Origin of the sequence: Romboutsia sp. (assembly GCF_035470145.1) — a bacterium.
Classification (GTDB): Bacteria; Bacillota; Clostridia; order Peptostreptococcales; family Peptostreptococcaceae; genus Romboutsia_D.
In genome coordinates, this window is the sequence record NZ_DATIRC010000033.1 from 1 (window position 1) to 3,271 (window position 3,271).

General features: G+C 21.2%; 2 protein-coding genes. Both read right to left on the bottom strand.

The genetic code is table 11. From position 1 onward, the window contains the following. Positions 1-1,102 (bottom strand): hypothetical protein (locus VLM92_RS01440; RefSeq protein WP_325274574.1); only part of this gene is annotated, 1,102 nt, incomplete at its 3' end. 29 nt (positions 1,103-1,131) lie between these two features. Continuing rightward, positions 1,132-3,271, bottom strand: a 2,140-nt coding sequence (locus VLM92_RS01445; protein ID WP_325274575.1) for a PAS domain-containing sensor histidine kinase, incomplete at its 5' end; no start/stop codon positions are given.

A 3,271-nucleotide genomic window follows, 5' to 3' on the forward strand; every position in this document is an offset into this window, starting at 1 on the left:
AGTATGGTATATTATCTACTATTTTTTTATATTTTGTGTTATTTTCTTTGATTTTCATTTCACTATTCTTTTGATAGGTAATATCAATCATTGCACAAATAACACCTATATTTTTATTACTTATTGTAAAAGGAGCATAGGTGCACTTAAAAATTTTCCCATCTTTTCCTTTTAATTCTCCATATACTTCTACGCATTCTTGTTTAACTTTATTTATACTTTTTATAAAATCATTTGCATTTTTTATACTATTTTCTAAGAAAATATTTAAATTTATTTTATACTTATATTCTGAATACTCCTTCCACATTTTAGAAAAACTATTATCTTCATTTAATATATATCCTTCACTATCTATTATAAATGTACATCTATTATACTCTCCCACTATAGTTTGTAGTATATTTTGTTTTTTACCTAGACTTTCATTTATCATGTTCGTTATATCTTTATTAAGCTTTAGTTTTTCATCATAAATATTTATTTTTATATTACTTCTACTTAATTTACTTTTTATTTTTTTATTTTTATTTTTCACATCAATAATGTTAATTTTAAATATTTTGAAAAATATGTACATAGAAGATATCACATCTAAAATATTATTTATTTTTATAAAACTTTCATTCCCCTTCATTAATAACGATATAAATAAGTAAAAATATATTAAAGTTGCTAATATAATATCTATATTATTTATTTTTTTTTCACTAATCATAATAAAATTTAAATATAAAGTAGTTATTAACATGTATGCAGTTATTATTGTAATATATATATTAAGGCTACTAAAAATTGTTATGGCTAAAGAAATTAATCCTAATATATAATTTATAATAATTAATATACTAGATATCCTACTTTGACTTCCTTTTATACTTATCTGAATTATTAATAGCATTATAATTATTTCATAGGTATAACTTAAATTTATAGACCTTTCATCCATTAATAGATATAAAACCTTTGAAATTATTATTACTACTAACAGTCCTAATAAAATAGAATTTCGTTTTGTTTTGTTTATACTCCAACTTGCATACAGTATATACAAACTCATAAGAAAAATTGATATACTAAATACATTTATATATGTATACATACCCCTACTCCCTTTATATAATTATACTTTTAATAGCTGTAATTAAAATATATGTCTGAAAATTCTATGTCTATTTTTTCATTATCACTAAAATCACATCCACTATCTACTTCATTAATCAACTGCTTTTGATGTAGATTATCTTCTAATATAATTTTAAATTCACTTCCTATGCCCACTTCACTTTTTACACTTATTGTTGCATTATGAGCATCTACAAGTTTTTTTACTAAAGATAACCCTATTCCACTTCCCTCCGCACCCCTAGATAAAGTTCTGTCAACTTGTTCAAAACTTTCAAATATAACGTCAATCTTATCTTTTGGTATTCCTATTCCTGTATCCTTTACACAAATACAAAATTCTTCATTTTCACTAAATACCGAAAGAATTATTTTACCACCTTTTTCTGTGAATTTTATTGAATTCGACAAAAGGTTCAATATAATTTTTTCTATTTTTTCTTTATCTATAGCAAGTATTTTTTTATCTATATTCGATTCAAATTTAATGCTTAATCCTTTTTCATCTGTATATCTTTTAGACTTTTCAACTAGATTTTTTGCTAATTTTATCATGTCATATTTTTTAATATTCATTGTATACGTTTCATTTTCTAAGTTTCCTATTTCTTGAATATTCCCTAATAATCTCATAAGTCTATAGCAATTCTGTTTAACTAACATAGTATAATTGTCTATATATTGAGAGTCATATTTATCTTTGTTCATATAAAGTATTTTGTTAGTTTCAAATATTGTATTTATAGGCTTTTTTATATCATTAGCTAAGTTAGCTAAAAACTCAGTTTTAAATCTACACTTATCACTAATTTCATCTAATCTTTCTTTCATTTTTTCTGCTTTATATTTGTCATCTAATGTTCTTACAACTACTACAAAAATATTTTCTTCTGTTCTATCTATTATTGCTACATCTACATCTCTTATTTCTTCTATATTAATAGAAAATTTCTTAAATTTCCCATATTCACATTTGTTCAAATAATTTTTTATTATATTATTTAAATTTTCTACACCTATATTTTTAAGTATTTTTATCATAGCCTTATTTCTGTAAATATAATTATTCGTTTTTTTATCTATTATTATTATCCCCTCCGGTAAAGTTTGTAATAATAACTTGTATGTTTTTTCACTCTGTTCTATATCTGTAAGAGCATTCTCTAGTGTACTTACATCTATTGCTATACTAAGTAACATATTTGTATTGTTTAAAACTATACTTGTTGTTATGAATTCTATGGTTTTTCCTTCTTCTGTCTCTATTTTAATTGTAGCTTTATCTTTCTTTCCTAATTGTACTAAATTTATATTTTCTATAAATTCTTGTCTAAATTTTTTACTTATGTTTTCTCTTATATCATCTATTAAAACTATTTTTTTTGTATGTTCTTCTAAATTAAATATTTCTATAGCTTTATTATTTATATAATTAATAGTATTCATATTGTGAATCATTACACCATCATTTAATATATCCATCAATTTTTTGTATTTTTCTTCACTTTCTTTTAATTTATTTTGTATTAATGTGCTTTGTGTTATATCTCTTAAAATACATATTATAACGCTTCTTCCATCAATTATATCTCTTACACATGCAAACTTATATATTTTCCCATCATAAGATTTAACCGTCTTACTAGAATTTGTATTTATATCTTTTATTCTTTTTATAATTTCATTGCCATTTATAAATTTCCAATCTAAGTATGAAAATATATCAGTTTCACGTTCACTTACTTTATCTAATTTTATAAAATTTTTAAATGCTTGATTGCTATAAATGTATTGTTTATTGACATTTAAAACAAATATAGGATTGTCTGATTTTTCTATGAATTTATTTATTTTATTATTTAAATCTAGAATTTCATCTTTATATTGTTTTTGTAAATTACACTCTAGATTTATTTCGTTTATCGATAATGATGTGTATTTTTTATTTACATTTAACTTCTGTCTATCTCTTTTTAACTCGATTCCAAAGTTTTTGATATAATTTATAATTGATATTTTTATTATTATTAAATTTAATACTATATAAAAAAACAAACTATTTTCATATTCATTTATTAAATTTATTACTACTAATATACTTATACATATTAATAATATAAATGAATTCTTTCTTATTTTAATTTCT